The sequence below is a fragment of the Pseudonocardia benzenivorans CB1190 genome (assembly GCF_000196675.2).
In the GTDB taxonomy this organism is placed as follows: Bacteria; Actinomycetota; Actinomycetes; order Mycobacteriales; family Pseudonocardiaceae; genus Pseudonocardia; species Pseudonocardia benzenivorans.
In genome coordinates, this window is sequence record NC_015312.1 from 5,964,140 (window position 1) to 5,986,185 (window position 22,046).

Consider the following 22,046-nt stretch of genomic DNA (forward strand, 5'->3'; position numbering starts at 1 on the left):
CTCATCGTCGTCGGAGCCGCTCGACAGGACGCTCAGGTTGCGCTCGGGGCGGGGCGGGTCAGCGCAGGCGGCGGAGCGGGTCAGCAGGCGGGGGCCGTCCCGCCGGCGCGGATCGTGTCGAGGTCGGCGACGGCCTCGTCGAGCCGGTCGACCTTGACCAACGTCATCCCCGCGGGCGCCGCGGCCTTGGCCTCCGCACAGTTGGCCGACGGCACGAGGAACACCTGCGCCCCGGCGTCCTCGGCCGCGATCAGCTTGAGCGGGATGCCCGCGATCGCGCCGACGTCGCCGGTCGCGGTGATCTCGCCGGTGCCCGCGATGAACTTCCCGCCGGTCAGCTCGCCCGGGGTGAGCCGGTCGACGACGGCGAGGGAGAACATGAGCCCCGCCGACGGTCCGCCCACACCGGTGAGCGAGATGGTGATCGAGTCGTCGGGCGCCGCGGGCCGGGCTACGGGGGCGATGCCCAGCCCGCCCTGGGTGCTGCCGCTGAGCTGGATCAACGTGACGGTGACGGTCTGCTGGGCGCCCTCGCCGCGGACGATGTCGACGGGGACCTGCTGACCCGGCGCCGTCCCGGTGAGCGCGGCGCGGATGTCGGCGATCTTCGTGATCGGCTTGCCCTGCACAGAGACGATCCGGTCGCCGGGCCGCAGCACGGGGTTGACCGGGATCCCGGGGATGTCGGGGCCGACGATCACCTGCGCGGGCAGGTTGAGGAAGGTCAGCGCGGCCGAGACGGCGTCGGTCTCCGAGCTGTCGAAGTCGGCGTCGTTCTTGGCGTCGACCTCCTGCTGGGTCTGGCCCGGCGGGAAGACCGCGCTGCGCGGGACCACCTGCTGGTCGGGGTTCGCCCAGGCCCCGAGGACCTGGAACATCGTGAGCCCGTCGGTGACCGACACCGTCGTCATGTTCAGGTGCCCGGACGTCGGGTAGGTGGGCAGCCCGGAGATGTCGACGACGGGCTTGCCGTCCTGTGTGTCGAGGGTGTTGAACGTCGGGCCGGGGCCGAGGGCGACGATCGGCACCGGGACCGTCGCACCGAGCACGCAGACCGCCAGCAGGCCGGCGACGGCGAGCAGCAGCCGCACGGTGCTCGGACCGGGACGGCGAACCCGGGGCGTGGGCGGGGCGGGGGTGGCGCTCACCGGACACCTGACACGTGCGGACTCCCTGGAATGCCTGGGTGGGACGGCGCCCCCGACCGCCCGATCACCCCGGACGATACGACGCGTCCCTGAGCACGGCCGCGCGGCCCGGGTCGCACGATCAGGTCCGACGCCGCGGCCCCCTGCCGGGAGTGGCCGTCAGCGGGTCGACGGGCCAGTCGTGCTTGGGGTACCGGCCGCGCAGCTCGGCGCGGACCTGCGGGTACCCGCCCGTCCAGAACGAGGCGAGATCCGCGGTCACCGCCGCGGGCCGGCCCGCGGGCGAGAGCAGGTGCAGCAGCACGGGGAGCCGCCCGCCCGCGACGGTCGGCGTCGCCGTCCAGCCCAGCACCTCCTGCAGCCGCACGGCGAGGACGGGCTGGTCGCCCGACCAGTCCAGGGCGATGCGCGAGCCCGTCGGCACCTCGAGGCGTTCGGGGGCGAGCTCGTCGAGCCGGTGGGCGACGGCCGGGTCCAGCAGCATCCGGACGATCTGCCCGGCCTCGACCTTCCCGAGGTCGGCGCGGCGGCGGGCGCGGTCGAGCGGGCCGGTCCACCAGCGGTCGGGGTCGGCGAGCAGGGCCTCGTCGGACACGTCGGGCCACGGGTCGCCGAGCACCCGGTGCAGGGTCGCGACGCGGTCGCGCAGCGCTCGGGCGGACGCGCTCCAGTGCAGGAGGCCGAGCCCCTCGGTGCGCAGGCCGTCGAGCAGCGCCGCGCGGACCGCCGACCGGTCCGGGGCGGGCAGCGGGCGTTCGTCCAGGACGATCGCGCCGAGCCTCCGGACCCGGCGGGCGCGGACGTCGCCGTCGACCCACGCGACCTCGTCGGTGTCGGCGAGCAGCGTGGCCGCGACGCGCTCGGCGAGCTCGCGGTCGGCGGCCGCGGCGAGCCGGACCCGGCCGTGCTGGGCGCCGGGCGTCCGGTCGGCGGTGGCGACGGCGAGCCACTCGTGGTCGGCGAGCGGGCCCGGCGGCACCTCGACGGCCGTCCCGCCGGCCATCAGGAACACCGGGCCACCACCCGCACGACGACACGCGAGCCGCTCGGGATGCGCGAGCGCGACGACCTCGGCCGCCCCGGAACGCGCTCCGGAACGCCCGGCCGCCTCTCGGTCCACCAGCCGTTCGAGCCGTCGCGCCTCGGCCCGCCAGCGGCCGGCGCCGGGGGCCGAGCCCGTCCGCAGCCCGCGCAGCACGTCGTCGACGTCGGTGCCGGTGGCGAGGGTGTCGTCGTCGAGCAGCGCGACGACCTCGGCCGCGGCCCGCGTCCCGACGGCCGCGGCGCCGTCGAGCAGGGCCCGGGCGAGCCGCGGATGCAGGCCGAGGCCGGCCATGTCGCGCCCGCGCGGGGTGATCGAGCCGCCGGCGTCGACGGCACCGAGCGAGCGCAGGACCTCGCGGCCCGCGGCGAGCGGACCGTCGGGCGGCGGGTCCCACCAGGTCAGCCCGGTCCCGTCGGGGGTACCCCACTCGGCGAGGTCGAGCGCGAGCCGGGTCAGGTCGGCCGTGCGGATCTCCGGCTCCGGGAAGCGCGCGAGCACCTCTCCCGCGGCCCAGCAGCGCACGGCCCGGCCGGGCGCCTCGCGACCGGCTCGGCCTGCCCGCTGCTCGGCCACGGCCGCCGACACCCTCGTGGTGACCAGCCCCGCGAGGCCGCGGCGGTGGTCGACGCGCGGGACGCGGGCGAGCCCGGCGTCGACGACGGCCCGCACCCCCGGGACGGTCAGGCTCGACTCGGCGACGGCCGTCGCGAGCACGACGCGACGCCGTGGCCCGGGGGTGAGCGCGCGGTCCTGCTCGGCGACGGGCAGGCGCCCGTGCAGGGGCACGACGTCGGCGTCGACACCGTCGAGCGCGGCGGCGGTGCGCCGGATCTCCGCCACGCCGGGCAGGAAGGCCAGCACGTCACCCCGGTCCAGCACCGCGCGGACGGCACGGGCCACGCAGGCCTCGATCCTCTCCCCACGCGCGGGCGGCGCGTAGGAGACCTCGACCGGGAACGTGCGCGCCTCGATCGCCCGCACGGGAGCGCCGCCCAGCACGTCGGCGAGCCGGGTCGCGGCAACGGTCGCCGACGTCGCGAGCAGCCGCAGGTCGGGTCGCAGGCCGGCACGGGCGTCGAGCAGCAGCGCGAGCAGCAGGTCGGCGTCGAGATGCCGCTCGTGGCACTCGTCGAGGACGACCGTCGTCACCCCGGCGAGCTCCGGGTCGGCGGCGAGGCGCCGCAGCAGGAGCCCCGACGTCACCATCTCGACGCGGGTCCCCGCCGACACCTTGCGGTCGCCGCGCACCGCGTACCCGACGGTCCCGCCGACCCGCTCGCCCAGCAGTGACGCCATCCGGGCCGCGGCGGCGCGGGCCGCGAGCCGGCGGGGTTCGGCGACGAGGACGCGGCCCGGTTCGGCGGCGGCCAGCGCGAGCGGGACGAGCGTCGTCTTGCCGGTGCCCGGGGGTGCGACGAGGACCGCGGTGCCGTGCGCGGCGAGCGTCGCCACGACGTCGTCGAGGTGCCCGCGCACGGGCAGGTCGGGGAGGTCGGGCAGGCGCATCACCGGGGAGTCTCCCCTGCCGGAGCGGGCGGGGCCCACAGGGCGGGTCCGGCCGCATGACACGCTGGTCCGGCCCCTGCTCGACCGGAAAGGGAACGATGCTGCGCTCCGTTGTCGTCGACGGCTCCCCCGGGTCCGTCGCCGGGCTCGCCGCCGCGCTGGCCGCCGCACTCGACGGGACCGGCCCCGCGGTACGGCCGGTCGCCGTGCCCGGCCCCGACCCCGCCGGGGAGCTCCCGGAGGGCGCGGCCGTCGTCGTCTCGACGTCGGGCTCCACCGGCGAGCCCAAGCACGTCGTGCTCACCGCCGCGGCGCTCACGGCATCGGCGCGCGCGACGGAGGACCGGCTGGGCGGGCCCGGCCGGTGGCTGCTCGCCCTGCCCGCCGAGCACGTCGCCGGCATCCAGGTCGTGGTGCGGGCGCTGCTCGCGGGCGCCCCGCCGCAGGTGCAGGACGTGCGCGAGGGGTTCCGGCCCGACGGCTTCGCCCGGGCGACCGAGCGGCTGCCGCACGGCGACCGGCGCTACACGAGCCTGGTCCCGACCCAGCTGCTGCGCCTCCTCGACGCCGGGGGCGCGCCGCTGGCGGCGCTGCGCGGGTACGCGGCGGTACTGGTCGGCGGCGCCGCGCTCGATCCGGCCCTGCGCGCCAGGGCCCTCGACGCGGGTGTGCACGTCGTCACGACCTACGGGATGAGCGAGACCGCGGGTGGCTGCGTCTACGACGGCCTGCCGCTCGACGGGGTGAGCGTCACCCTCGAGGACGACGGGCGCATCGTGCTGGGCGGGCCGACGGTCGCGGCCGGCTATCTCGGCGACGCGGCCGCGACGGCGGCGGCCTTCGGCGGCGGCCGGTTCCGGACCGGCGACCTCGGGCGGCTCGACGACGGCAGGCTGACCGTGCTGGGCCGCGCCGACGACGTCGTGGTCACCGGCGGCGAGAAGGTCGCCCCGGCGGCGGTCGAGCGGGTGCTGGCCGCCCAGCCCGGGATCGCCGACGCCTGCGTCGTGGGGGTGCCCGACGAGCACTGGGGCGCGGTGGTGGCCGCCGCCGTCGTGCTCGCGCCCGACGGGAATCTCGACGACCTGCGCGCATCCCTGCGCGCGGCCGTGCGCACCGCACTCGGTCGTGCGGCCGTGCCCCGACGGTGGCTCGCGGTCGACGCGGTCCCGTTGCGCGGCATCGGAAAACCGGACCGTTCCGCCGTCGCACGACTGCTCAGCGCGACGAACAGCTCGGAGCACACACCCCCGATCCGGTGACGATCGGGGCCACACGTTCGGTGATCGTCACTCTCCGTCGGTTGACCCGCTCCGCATCATCCGGTCTGCTTCGCGTCAGGCGGCACATCCACACCGGCCGTCACAGCAGTCACAGGGCTGACACGAACAGGCACGACCGTCGGGGGGACGCCGCATGCGAACGGGACTACGCGCCGCGCTCATGGCCTCCGTGGTGGCGGCGCTCGCCGCGGCCACGGTGACCCCTGCTGCCGCGGCCGCGGTACCCGCGAACCGGTCCTGGTCGGCCGACCTCGCGGCCGGGGACGGCAGCGGCGTGCGGACCGCGTCCGGCGCGGTGACCCTCGACAACGCCGACGCCCATCCCGCCCCGCGCGACGCCGCCACCCCGCGCGGCGCCGAGGGCGGCCCCGACCTCGCCCCCACCGGCTACCTGACGCTCGACCCGAGGACGCTCGCCCGGCCCACCGACCAGGTCGACTCCACCGTCGCGGGCACGACGCCCGCGGGGAGCTCGGTCGTCGTCGACGTCCGCGGCAGGCGTGCCGACGGCGGCTGGACCGAGTGGATCCCGAGCACGCCCACGTCGGCGACCGGCAGCACCGCGCAGCTCCCCGAGACGACGACCGTCGTGCAGAGCCGGCTCGTTCTCACGGGCGGACCCGGCGCGGAGCCCGTCGTCACCGGGCTGCAGCAGGACGCCCGGCCCGTCGCCGCGACCGAGGGCGTGCCCGACCAGGCCCGGACCGAGAGCGACCCGCTCACCTACTCCGTCTTCGCCACCCGCGAGGGTCTCGTCGGCGGCACCACGTCCAACGGCCACGTCATCACCGACCGGGACCACTTCGTCGCGCTGCCGTCGCGCCGGGCGCTCTCGGCCCGCGACACCTCCGACTACTCCGTCAAGGTCTGCGCCGCCAACGGCCGGTGCGCCTTCGCGCCGGTGTGGGACGTCGGCCCGTGGAACACCCGCGACGACTACTGGAACCCCGGCAACGTCCGGCAGAACTGGGGCGACCTGCCGCAGGGCACGCCCGAGGCGCAGGCGGCCTACCGCACGGGCTACAACGGCGGCAACGACCAGTTCGGCCGCAAGGTCTCCAACCCCGCGGGCATCGACCTCGCCGACGGCGTCTTCTGGGACGACCTGGGGCTCAAGGACAACGCGACCGTCACCGTCACCTACCTGTGGACCGGGTCGGTGCGCACGTCCAAGATCGACACCGAGGCCGCCGCGGGCGCCGTCGAGGCGAAGGCCGGGTCGGTGCAGATCCGCTCGGCGCCCAGCACCGACGCGCCCGTCGTCGGCGGCGCCGCGAACGGCGCGGCCGTGCCCGTGGTGTGCACCGCGGCCGACGGCTGGCTGCAGATCGGCGACGCCCAGTTCCTGCCCGCGTCGGCGATCCCGGGAGCCGGCGTCGTGGGCGCCTGCGGGGGTACGGGTCCGGATTCCGCGACCAGTTAGGTTTTCTGCGTGGCCACACCGGCGCAATGGCTCGAGGGAGCCCGTCCGCGCACCCTCCCCACCGCGATCTCCCCCGTCCTCGTCGGAACCGGAGCCGCCATCGGCGCGGGCGTCGTGGCGCCGGGGCGAGCCCTGCTCGCGCTCGTCGTCGCCGTCAGCCTGGTCATCGCGGTGAACTTCGCCAACGACTACTCCGACGGCATCCGCGGCACCGACGACGACCGCGTCGGCCCGCTGCGGCTCGTCGGGTCGAGGGCGGCAGCTCCCGCCCAGGTCAAACGGGCCGCGTTCATCGGCTTCGGCGTCGCAGCGGTCGCCGGCCTCGCGCTCGTCGCGCTCAGCGGTCAGTGGTGGCTCATCGCCGTCGGGGCCGTCTGCATCGCGGGAGCCTGGTTCTACACCGGCGGCAAGCGGCCCTACGGGTACGCCGGGCTCGGCGAGGTCGCGGTGTTCGTGTTCTTCGGTCCGGTCGCCGTGCTGGGCACCGTCGTCACCCAGAGCGGGGCGCCGAGCCCGATCGCGATCGTCGCCACCGTCGGTGTGGGGCTTCTCACGTGCGCGGTGCTCGTCGCCAACAACCTGCGCGACATCCCGACGGACGCGATGACCGGCAAGCGCACCCTCGCCGTCGCGCTCGGCGACGCCGACACCCGCAAGCTCTACGCCGGCCTGATGCTCGTGCCGTTCGTGCTGACGATCGGGGCCGGGACCCGCAGCTGGCCGCTGCTGCTGGCCCTGCTGGCCGCCCCGGTGGCGATCGCGCCGGTGCGCCGTGTGCTGCGGGGAGCCGACGGCCGCAAGCTCATCAAGGTGCTGCAGGAGACCAGTCTGGCCCTGCTGACCTGGTCATTCCTGACGGCGGTCGGGCTCGCCCTCAGCGGGTGGTTCTGACGGGTCGGGCACCTGCGCGGGTCCGTCGTCGCCGCGCAGCCGGGCACGGACCTGCGCCCGCCGCGACCGCGACGCCTCGACCGCGCGGTCGAGCCGCGCCCGCAGACCCCGGAACAGGAACATCGACAGCGGCAGGGCGACGATGATCCCGAGGAGAACGGACAGGAGCAGGGGCACGCCGGCGGCCACGAGGAGCGCGGCCACGACGGCCACGACAGCGATTCTCGCCACAGCGTAAAGGGCGATCGTGGTGGCGAGGCCCGGACCGTCACCCGTGGGGTCGGTGTCGGGAGGCGTGGGCCCTGGCGTGGACATGACGCGAGCGTACGTCGGCCCGTCCCCAGCCGTGCACACCCACGCCTACCTGCGACGACGCGGTTGGGGAACTTTGCGGGGCAGTCGCACGTTGGCCAAGCGGCCGGCTTGACTCGGCCGGAGTTTTCCGTCCGATTCGTCCTTTAAGAGCCCTTTACCTTCCGACAACCGTTCGAGTACCCGGTATCCCAGGTGTCACGATGGCCCGGTAATCGACGAATGTGGGAGGCCCGAATGTCCACCCCGACCCAGAACCAGAGCGAGCGGCTCCTCACCCCCGGTGAGGTCGCCACCCTGTTCCGCGTCGACCCGAAGACCGTGACCCGGTGGGCGTCCGCCGGTCGCATCGGCTCGATCCGCACCCCCGGTGGCCACCGCCGCTTTCGCGAGTCCGAGGTCCGCGGCATGCTCGCCGACCTCACGAGCGAGGCGACCGTTCCGCACCAGCACTGAGGCCGTCCGACCGGCCGTGCGAGGCGATGCCCACGCGGCGTCGCCTCGCACGGCCGGTCGCCGGTTTCGGGCTCCCGCCAGGGACCCGGTGCGCGGTCCTCGGTTTCACCGACGCTTCGCCCGCGCTCCGCTAGTCTCGTGAGCGGAGGTGGTAGTGGTGGTGGTCTTTCTCGTCGCGTTCCTCGGCGCCGCTGTGATCGCGCTGCTGATGTGGCGGGCGATGAACACCGAGCGGACCTCCCAGCGCACCGGGGTGCCGGGTCCGTCGCGGTCCGCACCCGTGCGGCCCAGCGGTCGACGGGCCACCGGCCCCGACGACGATCCCGACTTCCTGCGCAAGCTCGACGAGGCCGTCAAGCGGCGCGAGGACCCGCCGACCGACCAGCAGGCCTGAGCCCTCCCCCGGATCCCCGGGGACCGGGAGTCACCCAGACGCCCCCTACGACGGGAACCCGTCCGCGACCGACGCCGCGAGCTCCAGCAGCGCCATCCGCGTGTGCGGTTCGAGCCGGTCCAGGTCGATCTCGGCACCCTCCTCGAGGTGCCCGTCGAACGGGATCCGCACGACGGCCCGGCAGCGCAGCGCGAAGTGCTCGGCCACCCGGTCCAGATCCACCCCACCCGACGAGCGGTGCACGCAGTTGATGACGGCCACCGCGTTGGACACCAGGTCGGTGTGGCCGTGCGCGTCGAGCCAGTCCATCGTCGCCGACGCGGAGCGCGCGCCGTCGATCGAACCCGACGACACGATGATCAGCTGGTCGGCCATCCCCAGCACGCCGTACATCGCGGAGTGCATCAGTCCGGTGCCGCAGTCGGTCAGGACGATGTTGTAGAAGTGCTCGAGCAGGTTGACCGTGCGCCGGTAGTCGTCCTCGCTGAACGCCTCCGACACGGCCGGGTCCTGCTCGCTGGCGAGCACCTCGAGCCGCGACGGGCCCTGTGAGGTGTAGGCCCGGACGTCGGTGTAGCGGCGCACGCGCTGGGCGTCGCGCAGCAGGTGGCGGACGGTCGCCGTCGTCTCCAGCGGGATCTTCTGACTCAGCGTTCCGCGGTCGGGGTTGGCGTCGACGGCCACGACCCGGTCACCTCGCAGCGAGGCGAACGTCGCGCCGAGCGTCGCGGTCACCGTCGTCTTGCCGACGCCGCCCTTCAGGCTCAGCATCGCGATCTTGTAGCAGCCCAGCAGCGGCTGGTTGACCCGCACGGTCAGCTCACGCCTGCGGATGTCGGTCGGGCTCTCGCCGGGGTTGATCAGCTTGCCGGACAGCACGTAGACGGCGCGCCGCCAGCCGGACTGCGGGGGCCGCTTGCTCGGGCGCAGCAGCCGTGCCGAGGTCAGGTCGGCGCTCCCACCCACGTCGACCTGCCCGATCCGCGCGCGCTGGGCCTCCTGCGCGGCCACGGCAGCGGGATCGGTCCAGCCCGCGGGGCGGCGCGGCGCCTGCTTGGGTGGCCGTGGCCACGACGGCGGCGGCGGGGGCGGCGGCCACGACTGCTCGACGCGCGAGCCACCGGGCTGGTCGGCCGCGCCCTGCCCGTCCCGTCCGGGCGGCTCCGTGGCCGCGCCGTCGGGGCCCGGCCCGGACGTCCGAGGAGCCGGGGCCGGATGCTCGGCCGCCGCCCGGTCCGGCGTGCGGGGGTCCGCCGCTCGCGGGTCCGCGGCCGGGCCGTACGCCGCCGCGCGGTCCGCGCCGGAGCGGCCGGGGGCCGGCCGGTCCGGCGCCGGCGGCACGGCCTCCGGGTCCACGGCCGGACGGGCCGGGGCCTGCGGGTCCGGACCCTGCGGCGCGGGCACGCCCGCCTCGGTCGCCGACCGGGCGACCGCGCCGCCACGGGGTGGTGTGAGCAGGTGCCGACGGGCAGGTCCGTCGGGCATGTCGTCGCGCACGGGCGGTCCGCCGCGCGACGGGGTGACCGGGGTGTTCTCCCGGGGCGGCGGCACCGAGCCGGTCCCGCGCGCCGGCGTCGCGGGGCCCCGCGCGGGAGCACTCCCCCGGGCAGGCGTCGTCGGGGCTCCGGTCCCGGCCGCGGCGACCGCCGCGTCGGGGGCCGCGGCGCCGGCCACGTCACGGGTGGCAGGCGGTGGTGTCGGGGCACCGTTCGGTGCCCCGTCGGGAGTGGGGCCGGCGTCCGGAACGCGCGCACCTCCACGGGGCGGTGTCGCCGTGGAGCTCGGCCGGGCACCGGCGGCATCCGTGCGGATGGTGCTGCCGTTCGGCGGCGTCGGGGCGCCCTGCGACGCCGCAGCCGCGGCCGGCCCGGGTCGGGTGCCGCCGCCGTCGGCGGATCGCGTGGGTGCGTCGGTGGCCCACGCGGCGGCTGCCCGGACCGCCGCCGAGGACGGCGTCGCGGTTCGCCCGGGACGGGCGGTGGCGTCGGTGGGCGCGTCCGGGCCGCGGCGGCCGGCCTCGCGACCGGGCCGGTCGGAGCCGGGCGCGACGCCGTCCTGCGCCGCCGCGATCGTCGGCGGGGTGGGCGGTCCGCCCGTGTCGGGCGCGGTGCCGGATCGGCCATCGCCCGGACGAGTGGCACCGTCACGCGCGCCGTCGAGGGCCGCGGCGCGTTCGTCGGCCTCGCGGCGGGCGACCTGGGCGGCGCGGGCGGCCGCCTCGACGCGGTCTGCTCCTGCCTCACGGCGGGCCTCGGCGCCGTCGCCCCGGCGGGCGTCGGTGCCGACACCGGCCGACCAGCCCGAGGACGCCGCCGGCGGGCGCATCGACGCGGGCGGGCGCCGGGTTGCGGCGGCCCGGGCCGCCTCGGCCGCGCGGCGGGCCGCGGTGACGCGGGCGGCGGCGGCGTCGCGGTCGGTGCCGCCGTGTGTCGGCGCGGCGCGCAGGTGCGGCACCGAGCGGTCGCCACCCGTCCCCTGGTCACCGGGCGTCCGGCCACCGGTCGCCTGGCCACCGGGGCCCGTGGTCGGCGCGGTACCGAGGTCGGCGTCGGCCGCCGGTTCGGACGTGCCCGGCGCCGACGTCCGAGGCGGGGACGGGTAGAACTCGCCCGCGTCGGGTCGCCGCGGGGCGGCCGGGGTGCGGGACGCCGTGTCGGCCGGACCGTCGACGGCCGGTATCCCGTGGCCGGGGGTCATGGGATCGATCTCGGACTCGAGGTCCTCGGCGGGCAGGTCGGGGATCGAGGCCCCCCAGACCGCTCCGGCGCCGCGGACGGGCTCCTCGTGCTCGACGGCCCGTGCGGCGGGGCGCTCGGGCTGCTCGACGGGCGCCGCCGCTGCGGTCTCCCGCGCGGGCGGGCGGGCCGCGTCCCGGCGGCGGTACAGCGGTTCGGCCTCGGTCGGCGCGGGCGCGGTGACGCCGGGTCGGAGCTCTGCCGGCTCCACCGCCGGCGGCGTCTGTGCCGTGGCGGTCGTCTCCCGCGCGGACGTCGTCTCCGGCACGGACCTCGTCGGCATGCGCGATGCCTCGGCGGCAGGCGGTGCCTGACGATCGTCGGCCGGTTCGTCCTCGTCGGCAGGCGGCGACGGCCGACCGGCGTCACCGGTCGACTTCCCCCAGCGTTCCTGGACGTAGCGGCCCACGGAACCGTCCGGGTACTCCGACGCTGCCTTACTCACGTGCACCCACGGTAGTCGCGCGTGCGTCGCTGGTCGAGGTGAACTCCGCGAGGGCGGCGCCACCACCGGTCGGCGTCGCGACCCGCCGGCTACGCCGTGCTCACCGTCAGCCGAGCCCGGCGTACGAGTGCAGCCCCGCGACGACCATGTTGATGAAGAAGAGGTTGAACACGATCGTGGCGAACCCGAGGACGTTGATCCACGGTGCGCCGGTCGTGCGCCAGCCCGACGTCGCGCGGGCGTGCAGGTACGCCGCGTAGACGACCCACGCGACGAACGCCACGGTCTCCTTGGGGTCCCAGCCCCAGAACCGGCCCCAGGCCGACTCGGCCCAGATGGCGCCCGCGATGACCGCGAACGTGTAGATCGGGAACCCGACGACGGTGACGCGGTAGGCCAGTCGGTCGAGCGCGTCGATCGGGGGGAGCTTGGCGGCGAGCTTCCCCGCCCTCCCGAACTTCACGAGGAGGTAGAGGATGCTCGCGACGCCGGCGACCATGAGCAGCCCCGAGGCGATGGTGACGGTGGTCACGTGGATGGCCAGCCAGTACGACTGCAACGCCGGCACGACGGGCGCCGCCTGGGCGTAGAGGACCGTCCCGCCGAGGAACATCAGGATGAAGACGGGCGGCAGCACGAAGGCGCCGACGGGCCGCAGCGACGGCGACTTCTTCAGCACGACGAGCCAGCAGACGACGGCCGCGAAGCAGATCGCCGAGACGAACTCGTACATGTTGCCCAGCGGCCAGCGCTCGGTGGCCAGCCCACGCAGGACGATCGCCCCGAGGTGCACGAGCAGCCCGACGATCGTGACCGCGACAGCCATCCGGCCGCACGTGTCGCCGCGGCTGCGGCGCTTCGGCGTCGACGGACCGTCGGCGCCCGCAGGGTCGTTGTCGGTGTCCTCGACCGCGTCGACGGCGGAGGCCTCGGCCCCTGCCCCGACCAGCGCCTTCGCGCGTACCGGCCGCGTCGATCCGACGTACTCGAACGCGTGGAGGAACATCGCCAGCACGTAGACGGCGACCGCACCGAGGTAGAAGCGGTCGCTGTAGGCCGCCAGAACCGGATCGATGGGCATCAGGTCTCTCCCCTGTCGGTGGAGTCGGAGGTGTCCGTGGGCCGGCGGTCGGGCGGGACCGTGCCGGCGGCGGGGTCGGGAGCGTCCGGGTCGGCAGCGTCCGGCTCAGGGGGTCCCGGGGCGGGGCCGTCCGGGTCGGGGACGGCCGCGTCGCGAGCGGCCGGGCCGGTGGCATCGGTGACCGGAGCGTCGGGGTCGGGCGCGTCGGAATCGGGCCCGCCCGAGTCCGGCCCGCTCGAGTCCGGCCCGCCTGAGTCCGGCCCGCCTGAGTCCGGCGCGGTGCCGAGCAGCTCGGCGCGCAGCCGCTCGAACTCCTCGCCGTAGCCCGCCTGGTCGGTGCGGGCCAGCCCGCCGAGCCTGACCTCGGTGCGCCCGTCGCCGGCAGGCACCAGCCGCACCCAGAACCGGCGCCGCTTCACCGCGAGCGAGGTCCCGAGGCCGAGCAGCAGCAGGATGGCGAAGATCAGCACCGACTCCTGGCCGGGGTCGTGGCTGACCTGCAGCGACACCCAGGAGGTGACACTGTCGAACCGGACCTGCGTGCCGTCGTCGAGCGTGACCGACTGGCCGGGGGTGAGGTTGGCCCGTGCGACCTGCTTGAGCGCGCCGGAGTCCACCTTCGACTGGTCGACGGTGAAGATCGACTGGCCGCGGCCGTCGTCGAGCCCGAGGTCGCCGCGCATGACGTCGATCGCGACCTCGGGGTTGCGCAGGTCGGGGTAGATCGAGGTGACGACGTCGCCGCCCGAGCTGGTCGGCGCGAACAGGCCGGTGACCGCCAGTCCGCTGTCCTGCCGCTGCGCCGGGTCGGTCACGCCCGGGCGCTCGAACTTGGTCGCGCCCTCGGACAGGAACGTCGTCTGGTCGACGGGCCGCCACTGGATGACGCCCGTCCGCTGCTGGCCGTCGGGCCAGGTGACGGTGAACTGCGGCGCGTAGCCGTGGCCGAGCAGGTAGACACGCGCGCCGTCGAGCCGCAGCGGGTGGTTGACCTGCAGCTCGTAGGGCTTCCAGTTCGACGTGTCGCCCGCCTCGACGTCCTCGGCGGTCTGGTAGCCGATCTGCGCGCGGTAGGTGTCGGGCTGGCCGTTGGGCAGGTAGTCGGCGGTGAAGTCGTTCACCTGCACGCAGAACGGCGCGAGCTCCGTCCCGTCGACGCGCAGCCCCGCGCGGAACGAGTCGTAGCCCAGGATCGAGGAGTTGCAGAACTGGTTCCCGCCCGTCAGGACGATGACCTGGCCCTCGTAGCCGAAGAGCTTGCCGAGCGCGATGCCGACGAGCAGTCCGACGAGGCTGAGGTGGAAGACCAGGTTGCCGGCCTCCCGCAGGTGCCCCTTCTCGGCCGAGACGGTGCGCACGCCGCCGGTCTCGTCGCGTTCGACGGTGCGCCAGGCCGTGAGCCGGTTGCCCCCGAGCAGGGTCCGGACGCGGGCGAGGACCGCGTCGGTGTCCTCGTCGACGGTCACCGCGGCGTGGTGCGGCAGCCGGCCGAGGTTGCGCGGGGTGGCGACGGGAGCCGCCCGCAGCGTCCGCAGGAAGTCGAGGTTGCGCGGCAGCAGGCAGCCGACGAGCGAGATCATCAGCAGCAGGTAGATGGCCGCGAACCACGGCGTCGAGAAGACGTCGAAGAAGCCGAGCCGGTCGAGCGTCGGCGCGATCGCCGGGTAGTCGGTCTTGTACTGCTCGACGAGCTGCTGGTTGAGCGAGTTCTGCGGCAGCAGGGCACCGGGCAGCGCGGCCAGCGCCAGCAGGAACAGCAGGATCAGCGCCGTCCGCATGCTGGTGAGGCCGCGCCAGGTGTTGCGCAGGAACGCGAGCACCCGGCGGATCGGCGACTGCCCGGGCGGCGGTGGGGCACCCTCGGCGACGACGGGGCTCTTCGGCGGAGCGGTGGGCGGGGAGGTCATGTCACAACGCCGGGGTGAATCCGGCGACGGCGGTCTGCAGGCCGACGAGCAGCCCGTTCCACACCCCGCTCAGCAACAGGGCACCCACGACGACGAGCAGCACGCCGCCCGCGATCTGGATGTGCCGGGTGTGCGCGCGCAACCAGCCCAGCGCCCGCACCGCCCGCGACGCCCCGAGGGCGATCAGCACGAACGGCAGGCCGAGCCCGGCGCAGTAGGCCAGCGTCAGCACGACGCCGCGCAGCGAGCCCCCGCCCGTCCCGGCCGCGACGGCGACCACCCCGGCCAGCGTCGGGCCGATGCACGGCACCCAGCCGAGGCCGAAGACCGCCCCGAGCAGCGGCGCACCCCAGATGCCGGCGCGCGGCACCCAGTGCACGCGGCGCTCGCGCTGCAGGAACGGCACCAGGCCGACGAACGCCAGCCCCATCACGATCAGCACGATCCCGCCGATGCGCTGCAGCACGTCCATGTTGCGCACGAGCGCGTCGGACAGCCAGACGACACCGACGAGGATCGCCCCGAACACCACGGTGAAGCCGGCGACGAACAGCGCCGCGGCCCCGGCGACGCGGAACCGGCCGCGCCGGGCGCCCGCGTCGGCCACGGTGACCGCGGGGGTGTCCGCGCCGACCAGCCCGGCGAGATACGCGAGATAGCCCGGGACCAGCGGGACGACGCACGGCGAGGCGAAGCTGACCGCGCCCGCGAGCACGGCGACCACCGCTGCGACCAGCAGCGGTCCCGATATCGCGAGGGTGGTCGACGCGTCCATCACCGATCAGGGTAGGTCTGCGGGTGCGGCGGCCCCGCACCGGGTTCTACAGCGTGTAGTGCGTCGCGCACCGAGCTCGTCGCTCACGGCGCCGGTTCCTCCGCGACGCGCTGGACCTGGGAGATCAGGTCGCTGGGCCGGATCGTCGTCAGGTAGACCGCGGCGACGCGGTGCTGGCGGTCGAGCACGATCGTCGACGGCACCGTGTTGCGCGGGTAGCCCGACAGCGCGGCGAGCACCCGGCCCGGCGGGTCGAAGATCGACTCGTACGTCAGGCCGCGGTCCTTGACGAAGTCCGTGGCCGCCGCGCGGTCGTCGCGCACGTCGATGCCGAGCAGCGCGACACCCTGCGCCTGCGTCTGGTCGAGCACGAACTCCAGGTCGGACGCCTCCGCCCGGCACGGGCCGCACCACGAACCCCAGATGTTGACGACGAGCACCTTGCCCGCGTAGTCCTCCGTGCCGACGTCGGTGCCGGGCCGCAGCAGGCTGTCCCCCGTCAGCGCCGGCAGCTTCGCGCGTGAGGACGGCGGGTCGTAGAGGATCGTCGTCTTCCCCCCGGGGGCGACGAACTGGAACTCCTGCCCGGTCTCGACGGCGTCCTTGCCCGTCGTCGCGCAGGCGGCGACCAGCAGCACCGCGGCGAGCGCGGCGAGCGCCGGGAGCAGCCGTCTCATGCCCCGGTCACCCTCGGGTCGCCGGCGCCCGCGGGTTCGCGGTAGCGCAGGCCGGTGAGCTCCTGGTCGGTGAACTCCAGCGTCGTCAACGAGGCGAGGGCGCACTGGCGGCGCCGCGGGTCGTGCCAGAGCCGCTGCCCGAGCAGGTAGCGGCGCAGCGTCCAGATGGGCAGCTGGTGGGACACGCACACGGCCTCGTGGCCCGCGGCGAGCTCGCGGGCGCGGTGCGCGGCGGCCAGCATCCGATGGGCGATCCGCAGGTACGGCTCACCCCACGACGGCGTGAACGGGTCGCGCATCAACGGCCAGTTCGCGGGCCGCCTGAGCGCACCGTCGCCGACCCCGAAGCGGGTGCCTTCGAACCTGTTGTCCGCCTCGATGAGCCGGTCCTCGGTGACGATGTCGACCCCGTGCGCGGCGGCGATCGGCGTCGCCGTCTCCTGCGCCCGCTGCAGCGGCGACGCCACGACGGCCACGACGTCGTTGTCCACCAACGACTTCGCGACGGTCTCGGCCTGCGCCCTACCGCGCTCGGAGAGGTGGAAGCCGGGCAGCCTGCCGTAGAGGATGCCGTCGGGGTTGTGCACCTCGCCGTGGCGCAGCAGGTGCACGAGCGTCCGGGTGCTCACGAGGCGGGGGTCGCCGCCGCGGCGGCCGCGGCGGCCGCGGGCAGGGCGTCGGCCACCACGGAGAACGCGTCGTCGTCCAGGGCCGCGGAGACGAACCAGGCCTCGAACGCGCTCGGTGGCGCGTAGACACCGCGGTCGAGCAGCGCGTGGAAGAACGCCGGGAAGCGGAACGTCTCGGCGGCGCGCGCGCCCGCGTAGTCGACGACCTCGTCGGCGGTGAAGAACACCGACAGCAGGTTGCCCGCGTACTGCACGCGATGTGCGACGCCGGCGGTGGTGAGGGCGTCGCCGATCAGCCCACCGAGCCTGCGCGAGTTCGCGTCCAGCGCCGCGTACACCGAGGCGTCGGCCGCCCGCAGCGTCGCCAGACCCGCGGCGACGGCCACGGGGTTCCCCGACAGCGTCCCCGCCTGGTAGACCGGCCCGGCCGGCGCCAGGTACGACATGTGCTCGCGCGAGCCCCCGAACGCCGCCGCCGGCAGCCCGCCCGACATCACCTTGCCGAACGTGTAGAGGTCGCCCGCGACACCGTCGAGGCCGTACCAGCCCGCGGCGCTGACCCGGAAGCCCGTCATGACCTCGTCCATGACGAGCAGGGCGCCGTGCTCGCGGGTGATCTCGCGCAGCCCGGCGTTGAAGCCCGGAACCGGCGCGACCGCACCCATGTTGCCCGCCGCGGCCTCGGTGATGACGCACGCGATCTCGGGCCCGCGGGCGGCGAACACCGCCCGGACGGCCTCGATGTCGTTGTAGGGCAGGACGATCGTGTCGGCCGCCGACGCCCCCGTGACGCCGGGGCTGGTCGGCAGGCCGAACGTCGCGACACCCGAGCCCGCCTCGGCGAGCAGCGCGTCGACGTGGCCGTGGTAGCACCCCGCGAACTTCACGACGACGCTGCGCCCGGTGATCCCGCGGGCCAGCCGGATTGCGCTCATCGTGGCCTCGGTGCCGGAGTTGACCAGCCGGACCTGCTCGACGGGCGCGACGCGGCCCAGGATCTCCTCGGCGAGCTCGACCTCGCCCGGCGTCGGCGCGCCGAACGACAGCCCGTGCGTGGCGGCGGCCTGCACGGCCTCGACGACCGCCGGGTGCGCGTGCCCCAGGACCATCGGGCCCCACGAGCAGACGAGGTCGACGTAGCGGGCGCCGTCGGCGTCGGTCAGCCACGGCCCCTGCGCGGAGACCATGAACCGCGGCGTGCCGCCCACCGCGCTGAACGCGCGCACCGGCGAGTTGACCCCACCGGGGATGGCCGCTCCCGCCCGCTCGAACAGCCGGGACGAGACCTGCGGGACCTTGGACACGACGCGCGTCGACGGCGAGCTCACGGCCTCCAGTCTGGCAGCCGCCCTGGTGAGGTGACGGTGGGGTCCGGTGGTGACGTGGCGCTCAGCGCCGCCCGCGTCGGCCGGGACGGACGGAACGCCGGTTCAGCGCCGCCTGGAGCGGAACCAGGTCGAGGCCCCGCCCGCGTACAGCAGGATGACGCCGACGATCGCGAGCACGAGGGGGCCCACCCCGATCGCGAGACCGAGCGGGTCGACGGTCAGGTCGAGGGTGACGTCCCGCTGGCCGGCCAAGATGAAGGGAGCGGCGACGCCCCCCGCGATCAGCAGCGTGTAGAGCACGACGAACACCGTCACCGTGACCCGGCCGCCGTTGCGGCCCATGAACGCCGCGATCGACAGCGCGATGTGCAGGACGGCGAACGCGATCAGGACGACGCCCGCGATCAGGGCGATCTGGGTGAGGTTGATGTTGGCCTGCTGCAGTTTGGCGAGGTCGTCGGTCGAGATCCGGGACGTGAGCTGGTTGCTGGCGAGCGCGATGACGACCCCGTACGCGAGGTAGGGCAGGGCGCTGATGACCAGCAGGATCATGCCGACCCACACACCGGCCGGGCGGGCGACGGGCGCCGCCGCACCCCCGCTCGGTCCGCTGCCACCGTCGGCGTAGGGGTTGTAGACGTTGTAGGCGGGCGCGCCCCCGTACTGGTTGGCCCCGTACTGGTTGGCCCCGTAGGGGTCGGGCTGCTGCCCGTACTGCGGCTGTTCGTACTGCTGGCCGTACTGGGGCTGGCCGTACTGGGGCTGGCCGTACTGAGGCTGGCCGTACTGGGGCTGGCCGTACTGGGGCTGGCCGGAAGGGGCGCCGTACTGCTCGCCGCCGTAGGTCGGGCCCGGCGCGGGACGGTCGTCGTCGGCACGCCCGTGCCGACCGCCCTGCTGCTCGTACCCCTGCTGTCCGTACCCCTGCTGCCCGTACTGCTGCGCCCCGTACTGCTGGGCTCCGTACTGCTGGGCTCCGTACTGCTGGCCCCCGTACTGCTGCTGCGGGGGCTGCTCCTGCTGCGGCTGCGGGTACGCGCTGCCCTCGTACGGGTTCGCCGCGGCCGCCGGGGGCTGCCACTGCGGGGTGCTCCCCGCCTCGTGCGCACCCTGGTCCGACGCCGGAGCGCCGGTGTCCCCGCCGCCGTCCGGCTGCTCGCGCTGACGCTGGTAGCTGCCCGGGAGGTAGCCCGTCGGCTTGTCCTCCCCGCGGTCCGAGGGACCCGACGGTGTGCTCACGGCGCCCACCGTAGGGCGGCCTGCGAACGGCTGTCCACGAACCGGACGCCCGGGACGTCGCCCGGGCGTCGCGGACCATGGGCGTCGATCCGGCAGGATCGACGTCTCCGCACGTCAGCGGCGGTGATGGATGTCCTCCGACATGCGTACGACCGCATAGAAGAACTCCAGCGTCACCCTGAAGAGGATGAGGTAGAACAGCGCGACCACAGCGCCGACGACGATCGCCACGATGCCGGCGACAGCGCTGTTGAGGAACCCGCTGACGATCGCCGCCAGCCAGCCGAGCGCGATCACGACGATGCCGATGATGTAGAGCACCTTCACCACGACGGGCGTCGCGAAGTAGTTGAACTCGACGTCGAACAGCGCGCCGAGGAAGTTCTTGCCCGGGGGCATCTGGCCGCTCGGGCCACCCCCGACGCCGCCGGGCCCGCCGTATCCGGGCGGCGGAGCGCCGTACCCGGGCGGCGGACCGGCGGGGGCGCCGGCGGGCGGGCCGTAGCCGGGTGGAGGCTGCTGGGCCTGCCAGCCGGCGTTGTACTCGGTGGGCTGGTCCTGCCAGCCGCCCCCGGGCTGCTGCTGCCCGCCCTGGTTCTCGGACGATCCTGGGTCCTGGCTCATCTCGCTCCCATCGCGGAGGGTGCCGGTCGGGGCGAATCATGCCGGGAAATCGTGACGGCGGTCTCGTTCTGCACCCTGATCGTGTCGTGGCGCGTGCTCGCCGCCCTCGCCGACGAGACCGCCCCGGCACCGTCGAGAGGTGCCGGGGCGGCGGGCGGAGCGTGCCGGGGATCAGCCGGACTTGATGACGATCGTCTTGGCCCACTGGTCGTGCAGCGCGCGGCGCAGCGGCTGGTCGGTGATCACGAAGATGCCGTCGATCAGGCTGAAGATGCCGACGATCAAGCCGATGAGGCCGAACCCGAAGACGCTGACGAAGGCCAGCAGGCCGACGATCCCGAACACACCCGGATAGATCAGCGAACGCTTGAGCAGCGTCGCGGTGTCCGGCTTACTGCCGTCCGGCGCGACCACCCGCATCTTCATGACCATCTTCCCGACGGTCTGGCCATTGCGGGAGTGCATCAGGAAGTCGTAGGCGGCGTACAGCAGGCCACCGATGACCCAGGTCAGCACGGCGGCGATGATGAAGCCGCTGCCACTGGTGTACGTGCCGCTGGCGATGTCGAACGAGACACTCGAGACGAAGATCGCCGCCAGGATGAAGCTCAGAATCCAGTAGATGACCATGTAGAGGACGCCGTCGATGATCCGGCCGACCCAGCGCTCCCACCACTCCGGGATCGGACCCGGTGCGCCCGGCGGGACGGGCTTGGGCGCCACGCCGTAACCCGGTTGGCCGTACGGCTGCTGCCCGTAACCGGGCTGTCCGTACGGCTGCTGGCCGTAACCCGGCTGGCCGTAGGGCTGCTGCGGGTAGCCCTGTTGCTGGTAGGGCTGCTGCTGGTAACCGGGCGGCGGGTAGCCGGGCTGCTGCTGCCCGTAGCCGGGCGGCGGCGGATAGCCACCCTGCTGGGGAGCCCCCTGACCAGGGGGCGGACCGTAGCCCGGCGCGGGCTGACCCTGCCACTGAGGGTCGGAGGGTGACGTCATGCGCCGAAAGGTATGCAGGCGTCCGATGCGTGTCCAGATGCCTGCACGAACCGTGACGTCGAGCGTTAACGTTCACCCAGTCGAGCGGCGATTTCGACGGCCCAGTACGTCACGACGACGTCGGCGCCCGCTCGCCGGATCCCGGTGACCGTCTCGACGACGGCCCGCTCCCGGTCGATCCAGCCGTTGGCCGCGGCCGCCTCGATCATCGCGTACTCGCCCGACACCTGGTAGGCGGCGACGGGCACGTCGGCGACGTCGGCGACCGACCGCAGCACGTCGAGGTAGGCCATGGCGGGCTTGACCATCACCATGTCGGCGCCCTCCTCGAGGTCGAGCGCGAGCTCACGCAGCGCCTCGCGGAGGTTGGCGTTGTCCTGTTGGTAGGTCTTCCGATCGCCCTGCAGCTGGGACTCGACCGCGTCGCGGAACGGCCCGTAGAACGCCGAGGCGTACTTCGCGGTGTAGGCGAGGATTCCGGTGTCCTCGTGGCCGGCACCGTCGAGCGCCTCGCGCAGCACCCCGACCTGGCCGTCCATCATCCCGCTGGGCCCGAGCAGGTCGGCGCCCGCTGCCGCCTGGGCGACACCCATCTCCGCGTAGACGGCGAGCGTCGCGTCGTTGTCGACCCGCCCGCGCTCGTCGAGGACCCCGCAGTGGCCGTGGTCGGTGAACTCGTCGAGACAGGTGTCGGCGATCAGCACGGTGGCGTCGCCGATCTCGGCCTTGACGTCGCGCAGCGCCACGTTGAGCACGCCGTTCGGGTCGACGCCGCCGGTGCCGCGCGCGTCGCGGACCTCCGGGACGCCGAAGAGCATCAGGCCCCCGATCCCCGCCTCCACCGCCTCGACGGCCGCCTTGCGCAGCGACTCCCGCGTGTGCTGGACGACGCCGGGCATCGAGCTGATCGGGATCGGCTCGGTGGCGCCCTCCCGGACGAACATCGGCAGCACCATGTGGCGCGGGGCGAGGTCGGTCTCGGCGACGAGCCGGCGCATCGCGGGGGTGGTGCGGAGCCGGCGGGGGCGCTGCGCGGGGAAGGCCATGGCCCGAGCCTACGACCGTGGGGAACCCACCCCGCCGACGCCCGCCGACGCCCCCCGAATGCCGCGACCCGCTCCCGCGCGGACGAGATCCGCGCGCAACCTCACTGCT

At 74.8% G+C, this 22,046-nt stretch carries 19 protein-coding genes; 5 read left to right on the plus strand and 14 right to left on the minus strand.

Translation table 11 applies throughout. The annotated features are described in order from the left end of the window. Positions 1–80 precede the first annotated feature (80 nt). Both PSED_RS28135 and hrpB read right to left on the minus strand, forming a co-directional pair. On the minus strand, positions 81–1,148 hold the full coding sequence (locus PSED_RS28135) for a YlbL family protein (RefSeq protein WP_013677626.1): 1,068 nt from the start codon (positions 1,146–1,148) through the stop codon (positions 81–83). A gap of 121 nt (positions 1,149–1,269) precedes the next feature. Continuing rightward, positions 1,270–3,699 (minus strand): ATP-dependent helicase HrpB, encoded by a 2,430-nt coding sequence (hrpB, locus tag PSED_RS28140; protein WP_041760073.1) that lies wholly within the window; start codon positions 3,697–3,699, stop codon positions 1,270–1,272. A 98-nt stretch (positions 3,700–3,797) separates the two neighbouring features. Between hrpB and menE the strand changes: the two genes are divergently transcribed. From menE to PSED_RS28155, 3 genes are all read left to right on the plus strand, one after another. Continuing rightward, positions 3,798–4,961, plus strand: a complete 1,164-nt coding sequence (menE, locus tag PSED_RS28145; RefSeq protein ID WP_013677628.1) for an o-succinylbenzoate--CoA ligase — start codon at positions 3,798–3,800, stop codon at positions 4,959–4,961. Between the two features lie 154 nt (positions 4,962–5,115). Next, positions 5,116–6,405 (plus strand): SH3 domain-containing protein, encoded by a 1,290-nt coding sequence (locus tag PSED_RS28150; RefSeq protein ID WP_013677629.1) that lies wholly within the window; start codon positions 5,116–5,118, stop codon positions 6,403–6,405. Positions 6,406–6,414: 9 nt separating this feature from the next. Beyond that, entirely contained in the window at positions 6,415–7,296 is an 882-nt protein-coding gene (locus PSED_RS28155) for a 1,4-dihydroxy-2-naphthoate polyprenyltransferase (protein WP_013677630.1), read from the plus strand. On the opposite strand, the gene PSED_RS28160 is transcribed toward PSED_RS28155, so the two are convergent. Then, positions 7,252–7,611 carry a DUF4229 domain-containing protein gene (locus PSED_RS28160; RefSeq protein ID WP_013677631.1) on the minus strand — a complete coding sequence of 120 codons (360 nt, stop codon included), beginning with the start codon at positions 7,609–7,611 and terminating at the stop codon, positions 7,252–7,254. The two genes, PSED_RS28155 and PSED_RS28160, sit on opposite strands and share 45 nt — an antisense overlap. Positions 7,612–7,845: 234 nt before the next feature. Here PSED_RS28160 and PSED_RS28165 point away from each other — a divergent pair, with 234 nt between their 5' ends. Then, on the plus strand, positions 7,846–8,064 hold the full coding sequence (locus tag PSED_RS28165; protein WP_013677632.1) for a BldC family transcriptional regulator: 219 nt from the start codon (positions 7,846–7,848) through the stop codon (positions 8,062–8,064). A gap of 157 nt (positions 8,065–8,221) precedes the next feature. Then, positions 8,222–8,458: a hypothetical protein gene (locus tag PSED_RS28170; protein WP_049803528.1), complete on the plus strand. Its 237-nt coding sequence runs from the start codon at positions 8,222–8,224 to the stop codon at positions 8,456–8,458. 45 nt (positions 8,459–8,503) lie between these two features. Here PSED_RS28170 and PSED_RS28175 read toward each other — a convergent pair whose 3' ends face one another. From PSED_RS28175 to hemB, 11 genes are all read right to left on the minus strand, one after another. Then, a complete protein-coding gene (locus tag PSED_RS28175; protein WP_083845492.1) occupies positions 8,504–9,943 on the minus strand; it encodes a MinD/ParA family ATP-binding protein in 1,440 nt (479 codons plus the stop codon). Positions 9,944–11,744: 1,801 nt separating this feature from the next. Beyond that, the gene (gene ccsB, locus PSED_RS28180; protein WP_013677635.1) at positions 11,745–12,719 is read right to left on the minus strand and encodes a c-type cytochrome biogenesis protein CcsB; all 975 of its coding nucleotides are present in this window, start codon (positions 12,717–12,719) and stop codon (positions 11,745–11,747) included. After that, positions 12,719–14,626, minus strand: coding sequence for a cytochrome c biogenesis protein ResB (resB, locus tag PSED_RS28185; protein ID WP_013677636.1), 1,908 nt, complete (start codon positions 14,624–14,626; stop codon positions 12,719–12,721). Before resB ends, ccsB begins: the two co-directional genes overlap by 1 nt. 1 nt (position 14,627) lies before the next feature. Next, complete coding sequence (locus PSED_RS28190; RefSeq protein WP_013677637.1) at positions 14,628–15,401, minus strand: cytochrome c biogenesis CcdA family protein; 774 nt, start codon at positions 15,399–15,401, stop codon at positions 14,628–14,630. An 83-nt stretch (positions 15,402–15,484) separates the two neighbouring features. Then, positions 15,485–16,078 (minus strand): TlpA family protein disulfide reductase, encoded by a 594-nt coding sequence (locus tag PSED_RS28195; RefSeq protein WP_013677638.1) that lies wholly within the window; start codon positions 16,076–16,078, stop codon positions 15,485–15,487. Beyond that, positions 16,075–16,707 carry a histidine phosphatase family protein gene (locus PSED_RS28200; protein WP_013677639.1) on the minus strand — a complete coding sequence of 211 codons (633 nt, stop codon included), beginning with the start codon at positions 16,705–16,707 and terminating at the stop codon, positions 16,075–16,077. Before PSED_RS28200 ends, PSED_RS28195 begins: the two co-directional genes overlap by 4 nt. Next, the gene (hemL, locus tag PSED_RS28205; RefSeq protein ID WP_013677640.1) at positions 16,704–18,035 is read right to left on the minus strand and encodes a glutamate-1-semialdehyde 2,1-aminomutase; all 1,332 of its coding nucleotides are present in this window, start codon (positions 18,033–18,035) and stop codon (positions 16,704–16,706) included. Before hemL ends, PSED_RS28200 begins: the two co-directional genes overlap by 4 nt. Before the next feature lie 102 nt (positions 18,036–18,137). Further along, positions 18,138–19,274: a LapA family protein gene (locus PSED_RS28210; RefSeq protein ID WP_013677641.1), complete on the minus strand. Its 1,137-nt coding sequence runs from the start codon at positions 19,272–19,274 to the stop codon at positions 18,138–18,140. A gap of 114 nt (positions 19,275–19,388) precedes the next feature. After that, positions 19,389–19,898, minus strand: coding sequence for a DUF4282 domain-containing protein (locus tag PSED_RS28215; RefSeq protein WP_013677642.1), 510 nt, complete (start codon positions 19,896–19,898; stop codon positions 19,389–19,391). 171 nt (positions 19,899–20,069) lie between these two features. Then, entirely contained in the window at positions 20,070–20,891 is an 822-nt protein-coding gene (locus tag PSED_RS28220; protein WP_013677643.1) for an RDD family protein, read from the minus strand. A gap of 65 nt (positions 20,892–20,956) precedes the next feature. After that, positions 20,957–21,937 carry a porphobilinogen synthase gene (gene hemB, locus PSED_RS28225; RefSeq protein WP_013677644.1) on the minus strand — a complete coding sequence of 327 codons (981 nt, stop codon included), beginning with the start codon at positions 21,935–21,937 and terminating at the stop codon, positions 20,957–20,959. Positions 21,938–22,046 lie beyond the last annotated feature (109 nt).